The 17,144-nt window shown below is 66.6% G+C and carries 12 protein-coding genes and 1 pseudogene; 10 read left to right on the top strand and 3 right to left on the bottom strand.

The window, feature by feature from the left end; all coding sequences use genetic code 11:
- Window positions 1-306: 306 nt before the first annotated feature.
- Together K678_RS04010 and ygfZ are read right to left on the bottom strand one after the other, a co-directional pair.
- Window positions 307-1,032 (bottom strand): response regulator, encoded by a 726-nt coding sequence (locus K678_RS04010; protein ID WP_021131181.1) that lies wholly within the window; start codon window positions 1,030-1,032, stop codon window positions 307-309.
- A 62-nt stretch (window positions 1,033-1,094) separates the two neighbouring features.
- Window positions 1,095-1,997, bottom strand: coding sequence for a CAF17-like 4Fe-4S cluster assembly/insertion protein YgfZ (gene ygfZ / locus K678_RS04005; RefSeq protein WP_021131180.1), 903 nt, complete (start codon window positions 1,995-1,997; stop codon window positions 1,095-1,097).
- Window positions 1,998-2,086: 89 nt separating this feature from the next.
- On the opposite strand from ygfZ, the gene K678_RS04000 reads away from it, so the two are divergent.
- The 4 genes and pseudogenes from K678_RS04000 (at window position 2,087) to K678_RS03985 (ending at window position 7,276) form a co-directional block, all read left to right on the top strand.
- Window positions 2,087-3,109 carry a glycosyltransferase gene (locus tag K678_RS04000; protein ID WP_021131179.1) on the top strand — a complete coding sequence of 341 codons (1,023 nt, stop codon included), beginning with the start codon at window positions 2,087-2,089 and terminating at the stop codon, window positions 3,107-3,109.
- Complete coding sequence (locus tag K678_RS03995; RefSeq protein WP_021131178.1) at window positions 3,106-4,137, top strand: glycosyltransferase; 1,032 nt, start codon at window positions 3,106-3,108, stop codon at window positions 4,135-4,137. Before K678_RS04000 ends, K678_RS03995 begins: the two co-directional genes overlap by 4 nt.
- Window positions 4,137-5,896: pseudogene (asnB, locus tag K678_RS03990) on the top strand (asparagine synthase (glutamine-hydrolyzing)). The gene K678_RS03995 and the pseudogene asnB overlap by 1 nt, the downstream one beginning before the upstream one ends.
- A 36-nt stretch (window positions 5,897-5,932) precedes the next feature.
- A complete protein-coding gene (locus K678_RS03985; protein WP_021131176.1) occupies window positions 5,933-7,276 on the top strand; it encodes a dihydroorotase in 1,344 nt (447 codons plus the stop codon).
- 211 nt (window positions 7,277-7,487) lie between these two features.
- On the opposite strand, the gene K678_RS03980 is transcribed toward K678_RS03985, so the two are convergent.
- Window positions 7,488-7,889 carry an HIT domain-containing protein gene (locus K678_RS03980; RefSeq protein ID WP_021131175.1) on the bottom strand — a complete coding sequence of 134 codons (402 nt, stop codon included), beginning with the start codon at window positions 7,887-7,889 and terminating at the stop codon, window positions 7,488-7,490.
- Between the two features lie 76 nt (window positions 7,890-7,965).
- Here K678_RS03980 and K678_RS03975 point away from each other — a divergent pair, with 76 nt between their 5' ends.
- The 6 genes from K678_RS03975 (at window position 7,966) to K678_RS03950 (ending at window position 16,550) form a co-directional block, all read left to right on the top strand.
- Complete coding sequence (locus tag K678_RS03975) at window positions 7,966-9,147, top strand: SGNH/GDSL hydrolase family protein (protein ID WP_021131174.1); 1,182 nt, start codon at window positions 7,966-7,968, stop codon at window positions 9,145-9,147.
- A gap of 183 nt (window positions 9,148-9,330) precedes the next feature.
- The gene (locus K678_RS03970) at window positions 9,331-11,076 is read left to right on the top strand and encodes an AMP-binding protein (RefSeq protein ID WP_021131173.1); all 1,746 of its coding nucleotides are present in this window, start codon (window positions 9,331-9,333) and stop codon (window positions 11,074-11,076) included.
- A gap of 238 nt (window positions 11,077-11,314) precedes the next feature.
- Window positions 11,315-13,408: a sensor histidine kinase gene (locus tag K678_RS17560; protein ID WP_021131172.1), complete on the top strand. Its 2,094-nt coding sequence runs from the start codon at window positions 11,315-11,317 to the stop codon at window positions 13,406-13,408.
- Between the two features lie 11 nt (window positions 13,409-13,419).
- Window positions 13,420-14,739, top strand: coding sequence for an FAD-dependent tricarballylate dehydrogenase TcuA (tcuA, locus tag K678_RS03960; protein WP_021131171.1), 1,320 nt, complete (start codon window positions 13,420-13,422; stop codon window positions 14,737-14,739).
- The gene (gene tcuB, locus K678_RS03955; RefSeq protein ID WP_021131170.1) at window positions 14,726-15,802 is read left to right on the top strand and encodes a tricarballylate utilization 4Fe-4S protein TcuB; all 1,077 of its coding nucleotides are present in this window, start codon (window positions 14,726-14,728) and stop codon (window positions 15,800-15,802) included. Before tcuA ends, tcuB begins: the two co-directional genes overlap by 14 nt.
- Entirely contained in the window at window positions 15,792-16,550 is a 759-nt protein-coding gene (locus K678_RS03950) for a cobalt-precorrin-6A reductase (RefSeq protein ID WP_021131169.1), read from the top strand. Before tcuB ends, K678_RS03950 begins: the two co-directional genes overlap by 11 nt.
- Window positions 16,551-17,144: the final 594 nt, after the last annotated feature.

Below are 17,144 nucleotides of genomic sequence, written 5' to 3'. Positions count from 1 at the left end.
CAAGGCCAAAGGATTCGTCGTTTTCGACCACGGGGCGGGTGCCCCAGCCGACGCGGAAGCGGGGAGTGTCGAGGCGGCGCAGCGTGACGTGCCGCCGATCCGGTTCGGTCTGTTCGGCAATCGCGACCAGACCGCCGACCCGTTCGGCGGCATTGCGCCCGCCGATCGCTTCCAACGCCTCCTGACGCTGGCTTTCGAACAGCAGCACCGCCGACCCGACCGAGAGAATCAGCGCCAGCACCAGCACCAAAGCGGTGCGTCCCAGAACGGTATCGGGCCAGCGGAACAAGCGCCGGGCCGGCTTGGTCATGCCCGCTCAACCTGGGCGGTGAACAGATAGCCGCCGCCGCGCACGGTCTTGATTAATTGCGGGTCCTTGGCATCGTCGCCGAGACGACGGCGCAAGCGACTGACCTGAATATCGATGCTGCGATCGAACGGCGCGGCGGTACGGCCACGGGCAAAATCAAGCAATTGATCGCGCGACAGCACTCGGCGCGGATGTTCGACAAACACCTGCAACAGCCCGAATTCGCCCGCCGACAGCCCGATCATCACGCCGTCGGGGGAGAGAAGATCGCGGGTAGAAAGGTCGAGCACCCAACCGTCGAAGCGCAACTTGGCCCGAGGCAGCGCAACCTCGACCTCTTCACCGCCGCCCTGGACCCGACGCAGCACCGCCTTGATCCGGGCCAGCAATTCGCGCGGGTTGAACGGCTTGGCGACGTAATCGTCGGCCCCCATCTCCAACCCGACGATGCGGTCAGTGTCTTCGCCCATCGCCGTCAGCATCACGATTGGAACCGTCGAACGCGCCTCGCGCAGCCGCCGGGTCAGGGCCAGACCGTCCTCTCCCGGCAGCATCAGGTCGAGTACGACCAGATCGATCCGCCGCTCATCGAGCAGGCGCATCATTTCGGTCCCATCGCGGGCGGTGGTGACACGTAACCCATGCCGGGCAAGAAAGCGCGCCAGCAGGTCACGGATTTCGCGGTCGTCATCGACCACCAGAATGTGAGGTCCGGGTTCCATACCGTTTTATACCGTGCCGCGCCCAGCGAAGTCGGTTGGTTTTGGGTAACCGATGGTAACAGCTACTCCGTCTCGGGGAATTTGGCCCAGTCGGGACGATGGGCGGTCAAGGTCGCCTCGCCGCAGCGCAAGCCCTGCCCGCCCGAGGCCTGGAACGCTTCGAGCCGGATCAGGGCCAGCCCCTGATCGCCCGCGCTGGAGCGCATCTCGCCCGCCTCGGCCTCGCCGTGATGGATGATCGTTCCCGGTGCCGGGGTTGGGCCGGAAATGGTGACCGGCATCAGCCGTTTGCGGATCAGGCCGCGATAGCGGGTCCGTGCCGTCAATTCCTGGCCCATGTAGCAGCCTTTTTCGAAATCGACCCCGGCCAGTTCCTCGTAACCGTTTTCGAGCAACAGAGCCTTTTCCGGCTCCATGTCGCGGGCGCCGTCGGGCAGGCCAAGCGCGATCCGGGTCCGATCCCAATCGGCCAACTCACCCGGCGCGAACCCGGCAGCGATCAGGGCCGCCTCGCCCCCCTCGGGCAGCACCAGCCGGAATCCGGCGGAGGCCAGACGGGGATCGACCAGAGCGATCCCGCCTGCGAACGGCGCAGCGGACCCGGCCGCGGCAGGCAACCCCAGCCGGGTGGCAACCTTGTCGCCCCAGGCGGCGTAAACCGACAGGGTCGGATCAAGTTCGATCGTCACCTTGGCGCGCAGCCGGTGCATTGTCAGCTTGCGGACCAGAGCCTCGGCCCGATCCGCCTCGGTATCGATCAGAAAAGATCCGTCCGCCGCCTCGGCCAGGAACAGATCGAACAGAAATTTGCCCTGGGGCGTCAGCATCGCCGCGAACTGAGCGAGGCCGGGCGACAGGCGGGTCACGTCGTTGGAGATCAGCCCCTGAAGATAGGTGCGACGATCGTCGCCGCCGACCGCGATGATGGCACGTCGTTCCAGACGCACAAACCGCTGTTCCGTCATAATGATCCCCTTCGTCCCATTCGCTTCAAAGGGTGGGACAAAGCGCCCGGGATGACAAGCCCGTTCGCCAGCCTTATAAGGAACGAACGATGCATATCACCCTGGTCGACGATTCCATCCCCTTCGACGGACTGAGCGCCGCAACCCGGCCGCTGGGCGGAGCGGAAAAAGCGTTCGCTGCCATGGCCGCCGCGCTGGCGCGACGCGGCCACAGCGTGCGGGCGTTCAACACGACCCCCTATGGTGCCGATATCGAAGGGGTGCGGTGGGACCCGCTGAAGGCGCGCAAGCCGCCCCGCACTGATGTTCTGATCGCCTTTCGTCAACCGGCCTTGCTTGACTTCATCCGGCTGGCCGACCGCCGCGTGCTGTGGATCACCGGGCCGGGACGGATGCTGGACCGCGCCCCCGCCCGCGCCGCCCTCGACAATTTCTCTCCGCTGCTGCTGCTGACCGCCGAGGCTCAGGCGGGCCAATTCGACCGGCGCGGCCTGACCGCCGGATTGCTGCCCCCGGCGGTGGCCGAATCCTACATTGCCGCTACGCCCAACCCGGCCGACCCGCCCTATGCGATTGTCACCGCCCATCCCGCCCATGGGCTCGAGACCATCCTGGATATGTGGCAAAACCGGATTCATCCCGCAGCCCCCCAGGCCGAACTGGTGCTGTGTTCGACGATCCTGGCCCGCGCCGCGGCGGGCGACGAGGCCGAAGGCGCGCTGCGCCCGGTGATCGACCGTGCCCTGGCCACCCGTGCCCAAGGGGTGCGGATCGTCCGGCCCCAGCCCGATCCGGGCATGGCGGCGTTGTTCGCCGGGGCCAGCGTTCACCTTCATCCCGGCCATGCCGATGACATGGGCTGCTTCACCCTGATGGAAAGCCAGGCCTGCGGCTGTCCGGCGGTGGTGCACCCACTGGGGGCGGCGCTCGAACGGGTCGCCAACGGCGTTTCGGCCTATGTCGTCCCCGACGATGAATCCTTTGCCAATCTGGCCCTGATGCTGCTGACCGACCGCACGCTTCAGGGGGTGTTGAGCCGCGAGGCGAAGGGGCTTTACCGCAACCGCTCGTGGGACGACGCCGCCCGCGTGCTGGAAGGGTGGATTGCGTGACCCGGTTGCTCCAGATGATGGCCGGCGCCCGCCACGGCGGGGCCGAAGCGTTTTTTGAACGGCTGGCCCCGGCGCTGGCCCGGGCCGGGATCGTCCAGCACCTGCTGATCCGCAAGGATGCCGAGCGAGCGGCCCGGCTGCGCGCCGCCGGGCTGGAGGTCACCGAACTGGGTTTCGGCGGAGTGCTCGACCTGTTCACCCGCCGCCGCGCCGCCGCCGCCGCGCGCGACTTTGGCCCCGACATCGCCCTGGCCTGGATGAACCGCGCCGCCCGCTTTCTCCCCACCGGCAACATCGTCCGGGTCGGACGGCTGGGCGGCTATTACGACCTGAAATATTACCGCACCTGCGACCATCTCGCCGCCAACACCCCCGATCTATGCTCGTGGATCGCCGAGCAGGGCTGGCCCGCCGAACGGGTCCATTACCTGCCCAATTTCGCCGCCGATCCCGGCCCGGCCGCCGCCCCCCTGCCGCGAGAGGCGTTCGACACCCCCGCCGACGCAACGCTGATCGTCGCGCTGGGACGGCTGCATCCCAACAAGGGGTTCGACGTGCTGCTCCGCGCTCTGGCCCAGGTCGAAGGCACCTGGCTGTGGCTGGCGGGAGAAGGACCGTTGCGGGCCGAACTGGAAGCGCTGGCCACGACGCTGGGGATCGCCGATCGGGTCCGTTTCCTGGGTTGGCGCGATGACGGGGCAAGGCTTTTGGCCTCGGCCGATCTGTTCGTCTGCCCATCGCGGCACGAACCGCTCGGTAATGTCGTGCTGGAGGCCTGGGCCGCCGCCCGCCCGGTGATCGCCGCCGCCTCGCAGGGGCCGAGCCAGTTGATCCACAGCGGCGAGGATGGCCTGCTGGTTCCGGTTGACGACGATGCGGCGCTGGCCGCCGCGATCGCTCATTTGCGCGCCGATCCGGCCCAGGCCGCCGCCCTGGCCCAGGCCGGACGCGCCGCCTTCGATGCCGACTTCACCGAGAACGCGGTGGTGGCGCGCTATGTCGAGTTCTTTGCCCGGGTGAAACGCTGATGTGCGGCATTGCCGGACTGATGACGGCGGATGGAACCGCTCCGGCGGCGGAAATCCTCGACCGGCTGGCCGCCGCGCTGGCCCATCGCGGCCCCGACGGACGCGGCCGCCATGTCCAGGGCTCGGTCGGGCTGATCCAGAACCGGCTGTCGATCATCGATCTCGCCGGGGGCCGCCAGCCGATCTATGACGAGGCGGGCAACGCAATCGTCGCCAATGGCGAAATCTATAATTACCTCGAACTGAAGGCGGCGATGCCGGGGCAGCGCTTTGCCACCGGCTCGGACAGCGAGCCGCCGCTGCATCTCTACCGCCAGCAGGGGCTGGCGTTCGTCGCTGCGTTGCGGGGGATGTACGCGCTGGCGATCCACGATGTCGCCGCCGACCGGCTGATCCTCGCGCGCGATCCGTTCGGGATCAAGCCGCTCTATTTCGCCGAAGGGACGTGGGGGCTGGCCTTCGCCTCCGAACCGGCCGCCCTGATTGCCGCCGGTCTGGTCGAAGCCCAGGTCGAGCCGGTGGCGCGGGCCGAACTGCTTCAGATGCAGTTCACCAGCGGAACCGACACGATCTTTGGGGGCATTCGCCGCGTCGCCCCCGGCGAGACCATCGTGGTCGAACGCGGCCGGATCGTCGCCACCCGCCACCGCCCCGCCCTCCCCCCTGGTCCGCCGGTTCCGGGCAAGCCCGAAGCGCTGCTTGAGACGCTTGATGCCCTGCTGACCGAGACGGTCGACCTGCACCAACGCTCCGACGTCCCTTATGGAATGTTCCTGTCGGGGGGGATCGATTCCTCGGCGGTGCTGGCGCTGATGGCCCGGCTCAATCCGCGCGGCATCCTGGCCTTTACCGCCGGGTTCCCCGGCACCGGCGCCCATGACGAGCGCGCCCACGCCCGCGCCCTGGCCCAAAGCGTCGGGGCCAGACATGTCGAAATCGAGTTCACCGAGGCCGATTTCTGGACCCTGCTGCCCCAGATCGCCGCCTGCATGGATGATCCCGCCGCCGATTACGCCTGTCTGCCGACCTTCAAGCTGGCCCGCGAGGCCGCCAAGGAGGTCAAGGTGATCCTGTCCGGCGAAGGCGGCGACGAATTGTTCGCAGGCTATGGCCGCCACCGCCACGCCGCCCGGCCGTGGCCGCTGGCCCGCGCGATGCGCCGCTCCGGCAGCTTCGACGGTCTGGACGTCTTGCGGGACGGCGTCGCCGAGGGCTGGCGCGACCGCTTCGCCGCGATCGTCCGGGCCGAATCCGGCCAGAATCGCAGCCGCCTCCAGGCGGCGCAGGCGGCCGATTGCGCCGACTGGCTGCCCCACGATCTGCTGTCCAAGGCCGACCGCTGCCTGATGGCCCACGGCATCGAGGGACGGGTGCCGTTCCTCGACCCGGTTCTGGCCGAGTTCGCCTTCCGCCTGCCCGACCGGATCAAGGTGCGGGGGGGATGGGCAAGTGGCTGTTGCGCCACTGGCTCGACCGCGCGCTGCCCCTGGCCCGTCCGTTCGACAAGAAACGTGGCTTTACCGTTCCGGTCGCCGAATGGATCGCCCGACGTCCCGAGATCGGGCCGCTGCTGGCGCGTCAGCCCGGTATCGCCGAAATCTGCCGCCCCGGCGCGGTCGAGGCGCTGTTCGCCCGCTGCGACAAGAGCAACGGATTCGCTTGCTGGACCCTGCTGTTCTACGCTTTGTGGCATCGCCGTCACATCCTGGGCCGTCCCGCCGATGGCGACGTGGCCGCGCTGCTGGGCGATGGGGTATGATGCCATTTCGTTTCCCCCCTGCCTCCGAGGCCGCCGATGACCGTTCCCTTCGACCTGATCCTGCGCCACGGCACCGTCGTCACTCCGGGCGGAATCGTCCGCACCGACATCGGCATCCGTGACGGCCGCATCGCCGCGATCGGGGACCTGTTTGCCGCCAGCGCGATCGAGGATGTCAATCTGACCGGGCTGACCGTGCTGCCCGGCGTGATCGACAGTCAGGTCCATTTCCGCGAGCCGGGGGCGGAGCATAAGGAAGATCTGGAGAGCGGCACCGCCGCCGCCGCGCTGGGCGGTGTCGTCGGCGTGTTCGAGATGCCCAACACCCGCCCCTCGACCACCACGGCCGAGGCGATTGCCGACAAGCTGGCCCGCGCCAAGGGGCGGGCCTGGGTCGATCACGCTTTCTATCTGGGAGCGGCGGCGGACAATGTCGCCCATCTGGCCGAATGGGAGCGCCTGCCCGGCTGTGCCGGGATCAAGGTGTTCATGGGATCGAGCACCGGCAGCCTGCTGGTCGAGGACGACGCCACCCTGCAAGCCGTGCTGGAAGCCGGAACCCGCCGCGTCGCGGTCCATTGCGAGGACGAAGCCCGGTTGCGTCAGCGCCGTCCGCTCGCCGAGGCCGAGGGCCATCCCCGCGCCCATCCGCACTGGCGCGATGCCGAAACCGCGCTGATCGCGACCAAGCGGCTGGTCGGTCTGGCCGAGCGGCTCGGGCGGCGAATCCACGTCCTCCACGTCACCTCGGCCGAGGAGATGGAGTATCTCGGCCATCACAAGGATTGGGCGACGGTCGAGACGACGCCGCAGCACCTGACCCTGGCCGCGCCGGACTGCTATGAACGCCTCGGCACCCTGGCCCAGATGAATCCGCCGATCCGCGACGCCCACCACCGCGACGCGCTGTGGGCGGCAATCGCGGGCGGCATCGTCGATGTGCTGGGCTCGGACCACGCGCCGCATACCCTGGCGGAAAAGGACCAGCCCTACCCCGCCAGCCCGTCGGGAATGACCGGGGTGCAGACCCTGGTGCCGATCATGCTGAACCACGTCGCCGAGGGGCGGCTGGGGCTGGAACGGCTGGTCGATCTGACCAGCGCCGGACCGGCCCGGATTTTCGGCATCGCGGGCAAGGGGCGGATCGCGATCGGCTATGACGCCGACTTCACCGTGGTCGATCTGAAGGCAGAGCGGACCATCACCAACGACTGGATCGCCAGCCGCTGCGGCTGGACTCCGTTCGATGGCAAGCGGGTCACCGGCTGGCCGGTCGCCACCATCCTGCGCGGCCGCACCGTGATGCGCGAAGGCCAGTTGCTGGGCCAGCCCGCAGGCGAGCCGATCCGCTTTCACGAAGCCCCACCGCCCCGCGCATAAAGCTCTTTAGCGCAAGACCTCCGCTGCGCGGCCGGGCAACCGCCCGGACCCGTTCGGAGGCGCATGCCTCCGAACCTCCTCTTTCTTTTTATTTCAATTGATTAAAAATATAGAGGGTTCGGGAGGCACAGCCTCCCGATTGGGGATCGGGGGCGAAAGCCCCTGAAATACGTCCGATCCTGAGCTTATCCGCACCGCTCTTAAACGGGGATCAGCGGAGCAGGCTGCTCCACTCCTCGGCATGGCGATCCAGTTCACCGTCACTGAACGGCACCACCGGCTGCGCACCCCACACCGGGCGCGGCCAGGCCGGATCGGTCTTGAACCGGGCGATGACATGGACGTGAAGCTGCGGGACGACATTGCCGAGCGCGGCAACGTTGATCCGGTCGGGGGACAGCCGGGCGCGAACGACATCGGACAGACGGGCGATTTCTTCGATCAGCACCGCGCGGTCGGCTGCCTCTAGCTCGCCGATTTCGGAGATTCCAGCCCGTCGTGGCACCAGAATCAACCAGGGATAAGACCGCTCGTTCATCAAAAGAACGCAACTCAAAGGCCATTCGGCAACCGGAACCGTATCGACAAACAATTTCGGGTGGAGTTCAAACATTTCGTCCTGTCTCCTCATTGCGCAACAAGGCGCATTCGCGGTATCAGGGTAGGCAATCGTTTCGAGGTCCGGTCTGATGCGTCCTACCCGCTCCAATCTGTTCGGTCGAGTGTTTTCCACCGTGGCGGTGACGCTTCTTTCCGCGGCGATCTTTATCGCCTTTGCCGAATATACGGCGGGCCTCGTTCTTAAGCAGTTACGCGACAAACGCCCCCTGTTCATTATGGCGGGCACCGACGACAACATCAAAAAGCTGTTCGACACCGACAATCCCCGCCGATACCGAGAGATCATGGCGGAAGGATGGCGGCAAACCGACACGATCTACAGTCCGTTCGTCGAATACCGGATGACGCCCTATCGCGGGCACTATTTCACGATAACCGAGGACGGCTTCCGCCCGAATGGCGACCCGGCTCCCGATCTTCAGGCGGCGGGGCCCAAGGTGTTCGTCTTTGGCGGTTCGACCACGCTTGGCATCGGCGTCGGCAACGACGAAACCATCCCGGCTTATATCGAGCAGGCGTTGAAAGCCGCCGGGCGGGCCGATGTTCAGGTGTTCAATTTCGGCGCCGCCTCGTATTACTCGACCCAGGAGCGGATCGCCCTGGAAAAACTGCTGACCGCCGGGATTAAGCCTGACGTCGCCGTGTTCGTCGATGGGGTCAACGATTTCTATTACTGCACCGTTCCCGACGTCAGCGCCTGGAACGAGCGACTGATCGAATTGACCAACGCCCGCTCGCGGCTGCCGATCCTGCGGGACCTGTCGCACCGATCGAATCTGGTCCACCTTGCCCGGCATTTCGGCGGGGACAAATCGGTCGTGCTGCGCGAATGGGGCAGCTTCTGCAACGGCGAGGCCGACGTCGCCAAGGTCGCCCACCGCCTCGACACCAACCGCCGCATCATCGACGCCACCGCCGAACGGATGGGATTCAAAGCCCTGTTCGTCCAGCAGCCGGTTCCGACCTATTCCTATGACAACCGCAAGCGTCCGTTCCCGGTCCAGGAAGAGATGTTGGGCTATCACATGAACTCGGCCCGGGGCTATCCGCTGATGGCGCAACAGCGGGCGCAGGGACAATTGTGGGAACGCGGTCTGCTCTGGCTGGCCGAACTCGAACCGGCCGAGGGCAACGCCTATATCGACACCATCCATTATTCACCCCGGTTCAACAAAGCGATCGGAGACAAAATCGCCCAGGCCATCCTGGACGAGGGGCATCTTCCGCCTCTTGTCACTCCGTCGCCCTGAGCACGTCCATCACGACGGGACGGACTAGTCTTCCGTACACCCGGTTCCGGCGCATCGGTGCCCTGCGTTTCCATATGTTGCGTGCTGTTTCGGCCACGCTCAGTATGTTTTCCACAGGGAATGCAGGTCCGCCCCGGGACTGACGTCTGTCCTCCCCGTCATCGTCAAAAGCGGGAAAAAGCCATGGCTTCGTCGAAGTCCAGTGACACCGTGAACGAAGGCGTAACCGCCGGTTCATCCTCGCGTTGGGATGAGTTGCGCGAAGAGCTTTCCACCCTTCCCGACGGCGGCATCAATATCGGAACCGCCTGTAGTGATCGTCATGTCGCCGCCGGTCATGGCGACCGGATCGCCGTTCGCTGCCTGGGACCGCGTATGGAACAGCGCGATATCCGCTATGACGAACTGGCCGATGCCTCCAGCCGTCTTGCCGCCGTTCTGATCGGTCTGGGAATAGAGCCGGGCGATACCGTCGCGGTGCTGCTGCGCCGGGTGCCGGAACTGTTCGTCGCCGCGTTGGGCACGCTGAAGGCGGGCGGAGTCTATTGTCCGCTGTTCGCGACGTTCGGACCGGGGCCGATCCGGTCCCGCCTCGCTTTGGCCCAGGCCAAGGTGTTGATCGTCGCCGACGATCTCTATGCCCGCAAGGTCGCTGCCAGCCGGGCCGCCCTGCCCGAGCTCCAGCACGTCCTGCTGATCGGCGAGGATGGGGCGGTGACGAAGCCCGGACCGGATTGCCTGGACTTCGCGACCCAGCTTGCGGCGGCCCGTCCCGCCGCCCCGGTCGCGACCCGGCCGACCGATCCCGCTTTGCTGCATTTCACCAGCGGCACCTCGGGGACGCCCAAGGGAGTGGTGCAATCCCACCGCGCCATGCTGGCCCATCTGGTCACCGGGCGCGAATTGTTCGGCCTGACCCCCGACGACATTTTCTGGTGCACCGCCGATCCCGGCTGGATTACCAACACCGCCTATGGAGTGATCGCGCCGCTGGCCTGTGGCGCCACCGTGCTGGCCGACGAGGCCGACATCAATCCACGGCGCTGGTACGGCATCCTGGCCGACGAGAAGGTTACCGCCTGGTATACCACGCCCACCGCGATCCGGGCGATGATGCGCTATGGCGCGGCGCTGGCACGGTCTTATCGCAGCAACTGGCTGCGCGTCGCCGCCAGCGTCGGTGAGCCGCTCAACACCGAAGCGGTGCTGTGGGGACAAAAGGCGCTGGGCGTTCCCTTCCTTGATACGTGGTGGCAGACCGAGATCGGATCGGTGGCGATCGCCAATTGCCCGACCGAGACCCAGCGCCCCGGCAGCATGGGCCGGGTTCTCCCCGGCATTCACGCCGCCGTGGTCCAGCGCGAGGGCAACCGGCTTGATGTGATTGAGACCCCGGATACCGTCGGCGAACTGGCAATCCGGCCGGGCTGGCCCTCGATGCTGTCGGGCTATGTCGGTAATGGGATTCTGCTGGGGGCCGGACTGGTTGATGGCTGGTATTTGACCGGCGATCTGGTCCGGCGGGATTCCGACGGCTTTTACTGGTTCGTCGGTCGCGCCGACGACATGATCAAATGCGGCGGGCTTCAGATCGGCCCGTTCGAGGTCGAAGGGCTGTTGATGAATCACCCCGCCCTCGCCGAAGTCGGCGTGGTGGGAAAGCCCGATCTGCTGCTGCGCGAAGTGCCGGTGGCGTTCGCCTCGCTCAACCCGGGCTTCCAGGCCGGGGACGCCCTGCGCGCCGAGGTTCTGGCCTTTGCCCGTCAGGAATTAGGGGCGGCGATGGCCCCCCGCGAACTGCATTTCATTCCCGAACTGCCCAAAACCATTGCGGGCAAGATCATGCGCCGGGTCTTGAAGGCCAAGGCCGTCGAGGAGCCGGAAGACGCGGACCCGCTGCCGCTGTCCAGTCCGGGCGCCGACCTCTGACAGAGGGGGGACGCCGTTCCCTCGTCCCGATTGATCCGATCCGGCAGTTTCGTCGCCTGAGACCATCGGATCGGACAAGAGAATAAACCTGAGCGGGGCCGATAACACTGTCGGCCCCGCAGCCTTTACGGTCTTGGGCAAAAGCTGGAGCCGGTTCCATTTGAATCGCATAAGGCCTAGCTTACCTTAGAGACGACACCGCCTGGCTTTCAGTCTCAGTTTGCATTCGGAGTCCCTCGTGCCGTTCTCGCGCCCCCCCCTTTCTTCCGGCTTGCGCCGGATCCTGGCGTCCCGCCAAGGATGGCTGGTCGGGGCGTGGCTGGTTTGCGTCAGCCTGATCGGATTGTGGTTCTACCAATCGAGCGAAACCGACCGCCGCAACACGCTGAAAGCCGCCGAAACCGACCTTACCGCCCAGGTCGAACTGGCCAGCATCGAAATAAATGGAAAGATTGAAAGCAGCGATCTTGCCCTGCGCACTATCGTCGCCCTGGTGGGGGCCAATCCGAACTGGCGCACCATCCCGCGCGACCCGGTGCTGTGGCGGATTTTGCACGACATCTCGGTCTCGATGGTGGCCAAGCCGCGTCTGGTTCTGATCGACGATAGAGGGCGGGTGCGCCTGCACAGCCATACCGCCGATCCCGGCTCGGTCAGCGTAACCGATCGCGATTACTTCCAGCATCACCGCGACGACCCCTCCGAAGAGGCGTTTCTGGGGCAACCCGTTTTCGGCAAGGTCGCCAACGCCCCGGTGATTCCGTTTACCCGCCGCATCACCGAACCGGATGGCAGCTTTGGCGGTGTGATTCTGACCAGCCTTGACCCCGCTGTTTATTCAACCTTTTTCCGCTCGCTCGACCTCGATAACCAGATCGTCTTCACTCTCCTGCACGAGGACGGAACCGTCCTGGTCCGCCACCCCGAGCGAGACGGTGCAGTCGGCAGCAAGGTCGATCTCGCCACCGTGTATCCGTCCCTTGCGAACGGAGAGGTCGCCGGGTCCACGATCATGGTCTCGCCCTTGGACGGGATCGAGCGGCTATCGAGCTTTCGCCGTCTCGAACGCCTTGACCTGACCATCGCCGCCTCCCTGCCGGTCGAGGCCGCGTTAAAGCCATGGCGGGAGCAGAACCGGCGGATCGAAGTGGTGATCGCCGCCTGCATTTTCCTGATTACCGCCGCCGGTCTGGTGCTGCTGCGCCACATGCGCGCCGAGGCCGAGGCATGGACCCGGATCGCCGCCAGCGAGGCCGCGCTGAATCGTGCCCAGGCGGTGGCGCGGGTGGGCAGTTGGCAAGCCCATTTGCCCAGCCTGTCACTGACCTGCTCGGCGGAAGCGGCCCGCCTGTTCGCCCTGCCAATCTGCACACGGGTCCGCAGCGAGGACGTGCTGGAGCGGATTCATCCCGAGGATCGCGACCGGGTGATCGAGGCGGTGCGGCAAACCGGACTGGGCCACCCGCTCGACATCGAACATCGTTTGTTGATCGATGGCAAAGTGACCTGGATCAGGCTGCGGGCGGAAATTTCGTCGCAATCGGTCGATGGAAGCGGCGAGATTCTGGGGACGGTTCAAGACATCACCGAACGCCGTCAGGCCGACGAATCGCTGCGCCTCCAGGCCGAGGAACTGGCCCGCTCGAACACCGAACTGGAACAGTTCGCCTATGTCGCCAGTCACGATCTGCGCGAACCGCTTAGGATGATCGCCAGCTTCGTCGATCTGCTCGGTCGCCGCTATGGCGACCGGCTGGATCAGGACGGGCTGGACTTCATCGCCTTTGCCCGCGAAGGCGCGGCCCGAATGGACCGGCTGGTGCTCGATCTGCTTGATTATTCGCGGATCGGCCGCATCTGCAAACCGATGCAGCCGGTCGATCTGGGGGTTTTGTGCGACCGGGTTGCCCGCGCCCTGACATTGAAGGTCACGGAAAGCGGGGCCGACATCGTTCTGCCCGCTCCGCCCTGGCCCAGCGTCACCGGCGATCCCGACGAACTGGTTCGGCTGATGCAAAACCTGATCGACAATGCGATCAAATACCGCGAACCGACCCGGCCGATCCGGGTGACGATCTCGACCGAGCGGCGCGGCAGCGAAGTAATCGTCGCCATCGCCGATAACGGCATCGGCATTGATCTGCAATATTCCGACCGCATCTTCGGCATCTTCCAGCGCCTGCATACCCGCGAGAGCTATGAGGGCACCGGGATCGGTCTGGCCATCTGCAAGAAGATCGTCGAGCGACATGGCGGCCGGATCTGGCTCGAATCGAAACCGGGCGAGGGAAGCACCTTCTTCTTTTCCCTGCCGGCGACGGACCCGGCCTGACCCCGCCCGCGATGTCGTCCCCTCCTCCGGCCCTGCCCCCCGATCAGCCCGACTGTGACGTTGCCATCGTGGGCGGCGGCACCGCCGCCTTGTGCGCGGCGCTGGCCGCCCGCCGCAAGGGGGCAAGCGTGATGCTGCTCGATCAGGCCCCGCCCGACCAGCGCGGCGGCAACACCCGCCATTCGCGCAATCTGCGCATCATGCATGGCGCTCCCTCGCCGCTGTTTCCCGGTAGTTACGACGAAGCCGATTTCGCGGCTGACCTGACCAAGGCCGCCGAGGGAGCCGAAAACGAGGCGCTGGCGCAGGTCCTGATCCGCCAGTCGGCGACGATTCCCGGCTGGCTGGCGGCCGAGGGCGTGGTGTTTCAGACCATCGCCTGCGGCGGCCTGCCCTGGTCGCGCAAGACCGCCTTTTTCCTGGGCGGCGGCAAGGCGATGATCAACACCCTCTATGCCACCGCAACCCGGTTGGGAATTGCGATCCATCATCACAGCCACGTGACCGGCCTGACCCCCGACGGTCTCGTCACGATGTGCGACGAGGCAGACAAGGCGCGGACGATCCGGGCCAAGGCGGTGGTGGTCGCCAGTGGCGGCTATCAGGCCAACCCGGTCTGGCTGGCCGAGCAATGGGGAGACGACGCGGCGGCGTTGGTGGTGCGCGGCACCCCGTTTGCGGCAGGCGAGCCGCTGCGCGCTTTGTTCGATCTGGGGGCGGCCCGTGTCGGCACGCCGGGGGCCTGCCACCTTGTCGCCGTCGATGGGCGGCTGACCGAGGCCGATGGCGGCATCGTCACCCGCGTTGACGGGCTGGCGCAAGGCATCGCGATCGACCGCGACGGACGCCGGTTCGAAGACGAAACCGCGATCACCGGCCCGACCCGCTATGCGCAATGGGGGCGACGGGTCGCCGCCCTGCCCGGTGCGATCGCTCATGCGGTGTGGGATGAGGACGGAATCGAGCGGACCCCGCCCGCCATCCTGGAGCCAATCCGCGCCGACAGCCTGGAGGCGTTGGCCGAGTTGCTGGACATGCCGCTCGCCACTCTGGCCGTAACGGCAGCGGACTCGGGACGGGTCAGCCGCGCCCCGTTCTTCACCGTTCCGATCCGTCCCGGTATCACCTTTACCTGTTACGGCGTCAAAATCGACGACCACGCCCGCGTGCTGACCGATGACGGCCAGCCACTCGGCTGTCTCTATGCGGCGGGGATGATCATGGCTCCCAACGTGATCGGAACCGGCTATCTTGCCGGGGCGGCGCTGACCATCGGCGCGGTGTTCGGACGGATCGCGGGCGAGGAGGCGGCGGACCATGCGCTTGGATGACCCGCACGAGGAAGCGCGGCGGGTGCTGCGGCTGTGCAACGTCTGCAATTACTGCAACGGCTATTGCGAGATGTTCCGCGCCGCCGAGCGTCACCGCACCTTCAGCGATGGAGAGTTGGCCACCCTCGCCCACCTTTGCCATAACTGCCGCAATTGTTGGCAGGCCTGCCAATACGCCCCGCCGCATCCCTATGCCGTCAATGTTCCCCTGGTCCTGGCCGAATTGCGCTTGCTGTCCCAGGCCGAACTGGCGTGGCCGCGTCCGCTGCCGCATCTGGGCCTGCTGACGCTGGGGGTGACGCTACTGCCGGTGCTGCTGGTCCTGCTGCTGGTGCCGGGCGAAGTGCTGTTTGCCGCCCATACCGGACCGGGGGCGTTTTACCGGGTGGTGCCATGGGGGGTGATGAGCCTTGCCGCCGCCATCCCGCTCGGTTGGTCGGTGCTGGCGCTGGCGGTGGGAGTGGCGCGGTTCTGGCGGGCCGGAGGCGGCGGCAGCGGGGCCGAGATGCGCGCGGCGGCCCCCGAGGCGATCCGCGACGCCGTGACCTTGCGCAATCTCGACGGCGGCGGCGCCGGATGCGACGAGGGCTATGGCAGCCTGTCGTTCCAGCGCAAACGCTTCCATCATCTGGTGTTCGCCGGGTTCCTGCTCTGTCTGGCTTCAACCTCGGTGGCAACGATTTATCACCACCTGCTCGGGCTGGAAGCGCCCTATCCCTATCTCAGCCTCCCCGTGATTCTGGGCAGCCTGGGCGGGCTGGGGATGATCGCGGGCTCGCTCGGCCTGCTGGGCTTAAAGCGTGGGGCCAACCCCGCCACCAGTGCCCCGGCGGCCCAGGAGTCCGGGAGGTTGCTGCTGATCCAGCTTGTCGCGATGGCGGTCAGTGGATTGGTGTTGCTGGCCTTGCGGGATGGCCCGGCAATGGGCATTCTCCTCGCCCTTCATCTGGGGACGGTGCTCGGCTTTTTCGTCGCCCTGCCCCACGGCAAGTTCGCCCATGCCCCCTACCGCGCCGCCGCCTTGCTGCGGGCCGCTCTGGAGCGACGCAAAGATGAGCGTTGAGGTTCTGATTCTCGGCGGCACCACCGAAGGCTATGCCCTCGCCACCGCCTTGGCCGACCATCCCCGGTTCGCGCCGATTTCCTCGCTGGCCGGGCGCACCGCCAGCCCGCGTCACCCCGCCGGAGAAGTCCGCATCGGCGGCTTTGGCGGTCCCGAGGGGTTGGAGGCGTGGCTGTGCGCCCGCCCGACCGTCGCGGCGGTGATCGATGCCACCCATCCCTTCGCCTCGCGGATGGGGTGGAACGCCGCCACTGCCTGCGCCGCCCGGGGGCTGCCGCTCTTGCGGCTGGAACGTCCGGCATGGCAACCGGAACCGGGCGATCTGTGGGACGAGGTCGAGGATTGGGAGCAGGCCGCCGCCCTGGTCGCCGCCCGCTCGCGGCGGGTGCTGCTGGCGCTGGGCCGCCAGGAGCTGGAGCCGTTCGCCGGACTGGACGATGTCTGGTTCCTGATCCGCTCGGTTGACCGCCCCGACCCGATGCCGCCCTTCGCCCAGGCCGAGATCGTGCTGGCACGCGGGCCGTTCGGGCTGGACGACGAACGGACGCTGCTGTCATCGCACCGGATCGACACCATCGTCTGCAAGAACAGCGGCGGCACCGCCACCGAATCCAAGCTGGCCGCCGCCCGCGATCTGGGGGTGCGGGTGGTGATGCGCCGCCGTCCCCGCCGCCCAGACTGCTCCAACGTCGCCACCGTGGCCGAGGCGGTAGCGTGGCTGGAAACGATCAGCCCGCCCCGCGCGTGACCGGGGGCGGTCCGCCCTGTCATACCAAACTGCTCTCTTTATGCAGTTTGGTTAGGCCCGAAGGGCTGCGCGCCTCGTGGCGCGGAGCCAAGCGGCCCGGAGGGGCCGCGCCCGGCGAATGAGGGCCTGCGCGGATCGGGTAGGTTCTCTGGTTAAACAATCCCGTCGAATCGGATCGTAACGATCACGATGCGGGGATTGTGTGCGAGAAATTCCGTGGGGTCAAGCGAAGCGCGAGGTTATCGCACTCCAGACGCAAATCATCGAGCGTTTGGACAAGGGCGAGACTGTTCGGCAAGTGTGGCTATCCCTTAAGTCTGAGGGAAAGGTCACCGTCGCTCTCCAGAATTTCTATATCCATGTTGGACGGCTTCGCCAGAAGCCGTCCAAAAGGTCCGGCTGGGTGACTGCCCGCGAGCACGTCCCGGCCCGACTTTCTCCCCCCCGATCCACATCGCTGATCGCTCCGGCCCCACCGGCGGAGGCAGCCGTCACCCGAGCTGACGGCGACCCCCATTTCCCGACCTTTACTCTTAATAATCGTCCAGACCTCGACGGGGACTGGTGACGGGAGCGCGCACCCATGCAAGTTGA

It is taken from the genome of Magnetospirillum fulvum MGU-K5 (assembly GCF_000442515.1).
Lineage (GTDB): Bacteria > Pseudomonadota > Alphaproteobacteria > Rhodospirillales > Magnetospirillaceae > Phaeospirillum > Phaeospirillum fulvum_B.
This window is presented reverse-complemented; position numbering and strand designations above follow the sequence as displayed.

What these genes read in the sequence shown, in the direction of transcription:
- K678_RS04010 (WP_021131181.1), bottom strand. Translation starts at nt 1,032, where the DNA reads ATGGAACCCGGACCTCACATTCTGGTGGTCGATGACGACCGCGAAATC.
- ygfZ (WP_021131180.1), bottom strand. Translation starts at nt 1,997, where the DNA reads ATGACGGAACAGCGGTTTGTGCGTCTGGAACGACGTGCCATCATCGCG.
- K678_RS04000 (WP_021131179.1), top strand. Translation starts at nt 2,087, where the DNA reads ATGCATATCACCCTGGTCGACGATTCCATCCCCTTCGACGGACTGAGC.
- K678_RS03985 (WP_021131176.1), top strand. Translation starts at nt 5,933, where the DNA reads ATGACCGTTCCCTTCGACCTGATCCTGCGCCACGGCACCGTCGTCACT.
- K678_RS03980 (WP_021131175.1), bottom strand. Translation starts at nt 7,889, where the DNA reads ATGTTTGAACTCCACCCGAAATTGTTTGTCGATACGGTTCCGGTTGCC.
- K678_RS03975 (WP_021131174.1), top strand. Translation starts at nt 7,966, where the DNA reads ATGCGTCCTACCCGCTCCAATCTGTTCGGTCGAGTGTTTTCCACCGTG.
- K678_RS03970 (WP_021131173.1), top strand. Translation starts at nt 9,331, where the DNA reads ATGGCTTCGTCGAAGTCCAGTGACACCGTGAACGAAGGCGTAACCGCC.
- tcuA (WP_021131171.1), top strand. Translation starts at nt 13,420, where the DNA reads ATGTCGTCCCCTCCTCCGGCCCTGCCCCCCGATCAGCCCGACTGTGAC.
- tcuB (WP_021131170.1), top strand. Translation starts at nt 14,726, where the DNA reads ATGCGCTTGGATGACCCGCACGAGGAAGCGCGGCGGGTGCTGCGGCTG.
- K678_RS03950 (WP_021131169.1), top strand. Translation starts at nt 15,792, where the DNA reads ATGAGCGTTGAGGTTCTGATTCTCGGCGGCACCACCGAAGGCTATGCC.